This window comes from uncultured Limnohabitans sp., from assembly GCF_937889215.1.
GTDB lineage: Bacteria > Pseudomonadota > Gammaproteobacteria > Burkholderiales > Burkholderiaceae_C > Limnohabitans_A.
Genome location: NZ_CALBEX010000148.1, coordinates 1 through 2,765, shown reverse-complemented (window position 1 = coordinate 2,765; position 2,765 = coordinate 1). Strand labels below are relative to the sequence as shown.

The window sequence follows — 2,765 nt, the reverse complement described above, 5'->3', positions numbered from 1 at the left end:
CCGGTGTGGGTTACGCCCGCAAGCCCCCGGTGTGGATGCAGCCCGGCGACACCATCGAAATCGACATCGAGGGTGTCGGCGTTTTGCGCAACCAGGTGGGCCTGTTGGCGCTCTGACATGGCCAGCGCTTGGCCGCTTGGCGGGGGCAGTTTCGGCCCCTCAATCGATCTGCAGTTGCCGTGCGTTTTCAGACACAGAAATCGAGGTTTTCCGGTAATGCGCCGTGAGCAACTGCACCGCCTCGTCGGTGCGCCCATCGATGGCCGCGTCAAACAAGGCTTGGTGCTCGTCGTGCTCGTGCCGCTGGGTGAAGTTGCGGCTGGCCGCGATCTGCCGGTAACGGTAGGCCTCACCGGTCAAGGTGGCGCAAAAGTCGCGCAGCCAACGCGAGGGGCAGTTGGCCAGCAAGCGGGTGTGAAACTCGCGGTGCAGCGCTTCCCACTGCGGGTTGGGCACGTAATGGTCGACCGCCAAAGACCGTGGCGTGCGCGAAAGTTTGTGCAGCAACAGCACCAGCGCCTCTTCCCACTCGGGCGTGCGCGCCGCCAGCGATTCGCGCAGGGCCAGGCTCTCGACTTGGCAGCGCGTGTCGGTCAGCACCGTCAAGTCTTCCCAGCGCAGCGCAGCCACCTGAAAACCACGTTGGTCGTTGCGCGTGACCAGGCCCTCGGCCGACAAGCGGTTGAGCGCCTCACGCACCGGGCTGGCACCCACCTCGTAACGCCGACTCACGGCGTCCACCCGCAATTTGGCCTCGGGCTTGTAGACCCCGTCCATGATGTCCGAGCGCAAAGCGTCATAGACTGCACTGGCACGGGTCGTGCCGGTGGCGTCGTCGGACTGGGGACTGAGGGCGGGTTTTCTGGCCATGGTTTATCGATTAAAAACTGATTTTATAGGACGGATCATGAAGAACATCACCCGAGACAACCTGACCGACACAGTCAAAAGCAGCTTTGCCCAGATCGACGACGAACGCCTGCGCCATCTGGTCAACCGCTTGACGCACCACTTACACGCCTTCGCACACGAAACCCAACTCACGCACGAAGAGTGGCGTGAAGGCATCGCTTTTTTGCACCGCGCCGCCGAGATCAGCAGCCCCTCGCGCAGCGAGTTCACCCTGATGTCTGACGTGCTGGGCCTGTCCTCGCTGGTCGATTTGTTGGCCGCCCGCCCCGGTGCCACCGAAGGCAGCGTGTTGGGACCTTTTCACACCCGGGGTTCGCCCTGGATGGACAGCGGCAGCAGCCTGATCGGCGCGAACGCGGGCGAGGCGGTCTTGATCCGCGGCCAGGTGACCGATGTGAACGGCCAGCCTTTGCGCGAGGCGAGCCTCGACTTTTGGCAAAACGCCGACAACGGCATGTACTGGCAAATGGACGACAGCCAGCCGCAAGACAATCTGCGTTGCCAGATCAAAGTGCAGGCCGACGGCCGCTTTGAGCTGGCCACCATCCGGCCCCAACCCTATTTGGTGCCCACCGATGGGCCCGTGGGCGAATTGCTACGCGTCTCGCACCGCGATGCGTGGCGGCCAGCGCATTTCCACATCACCGTGAAGGCCCCCGGTCACCGCAGCTTGATCACCGAAGTGTTTGACGAGTCCGACCCCTGGCTGGACAAGGATGCTGTGTTTGGCGTGCGCGCCTCTTTGGTGTGCCATTACCAAACCGAATCCGACCCGGCCACGGCCGCCCGCATGGGCCTGCCCGCCCAGTACAAGGCCATTGACCTGCCGATCCGTTTGGCCCCACAAGACTGATCGCCAGATCGCGGTTTCTTTTTTTCAACCCCTGCAAGCACCCCCATGGCAAACACCCTCCAGGTTGACATCCTCATCGCGGGCGGCGGCCCATTCGGCCTCATGTTGGCCATTGAGCTGGGGCGGCGCAACATCCGCTGCCTTTTGGTCGATGCCAAGCCCGGCACTGCCTTCAACCCGCAAGCCAATGCCACCCAGGCCCGGACCATGGAGCACTTTCGCCGCCTGGGCTTTGCCCAAGAAATCCGCAGCATGGGCCTGCCCCCCGACCACGCCACCGACATTGCTTACCTGACGCGTTTCAGCGGCACCGAACTGGCCCGTTTGCGCTTGCCCACGGCAGCGGCAGCACCACAGGCCATCAAAAACATGTCGGGTTCATGGAGTGCGGCCGAATTGCCCCACCGCGTTTCGCAAAAATACGTCGAAGTCAATTTGCACCGACACGCCCAAGCGCAAGCCAGCGTAGACATGCGTTACGGCTGGCAATTGATGGCGTTCACCGACCACGGCGAGGGCATCGAAGCGACGGTGCAATCGGTGGATGGCTTGCAATCGTTGCAGGTGCAGGCGGCTTACATGGTGGGCGCTGACGGCGCTCGCAGCATGGTGCGCAACCAGTTGGGCATCGCCTGGGGCGGTGCTTCGGGTTTCAAGCGCAAATTCATGGGCGGCAAGATGCTGGCGGTCTACCTCAAAGCACCCGAGTTTTATGCCCGCAACCCCAATGACCGGTCGTGGATGTATGTGGTGGTCAACCCGCAACTGCGGGCCTTCATCATGTCGGTGGACGGGGTCAGCGAATTTGCTTTTCACATTCAGATGGCCGACGACGCGGCCACCGAGGCCTTGACCGAGGCCGATGCAAGGCGCTGGTTCTCGCTGGCTTTCGGCCAAGACATGGACATTGAAATATTGTCCATGGCCACTTGGTTGGCCGGCCATGCGCTGGTGGCCGAATCGTTTCAAAAAGGCCGCGTGTTCCTGGGTGGAGATGCAG

The 2,765-nt window shown here is 62.5% G+C and carries 4 protein-coding genes; 3 read left to right on the top strand and 1 reads right to left on the bottom strand.

The annotated features are described in order from the left end of the window. A partial coding sequence (locus tag Q0341_RS03765; protein WP_299510670.1) for a fumarylacetoacetate hydrolase family protein occupies positions 1-116 on the top strand: 116 nt, incomplete at its 5' end. A gap of 43 nt (positions 117-159) precedes the next feature. Here Q0341_RS03765 and Q0341_RS03760 read toward each other — a convergent pair. Further along, positions 160-870, bottom strand: coding sequence for a GntR family transcriptional regulator (locus Q0341_RS03760; RefSeq protein ID WP_299510669.1), 711 nt, complete (start codon positions 868-870; stop codon positions 160-162). 37 nt (positions 871-907) lie between these two features. Here Q0341_RS03760 and Q0341_RS03755 point away from each other — a divergent pair, with 37 nt between their 5' ends. Both Q0341_RS03755 and Q0341_RS03750 read left to right on the top strand, forming a co-directional pair. Beyond that, entirely contained in the window at positions 908-1,765 is an 858-nt protein-coding gene (locus Q0341_RS03755; protein WP_299510668.1) for a dioxygenase, read from the top strand. Positions 1,766-1,810: 45 nt separating this feature from the next. Then, positions 1,811-2,765, top strand: a 955-nt coding sequence (locus Q0341_RS03750; protein ID WP_299510666.1) for an FAD-dependent monooxygenase, incomplete at its 3' end; no start/stop codon positions are given.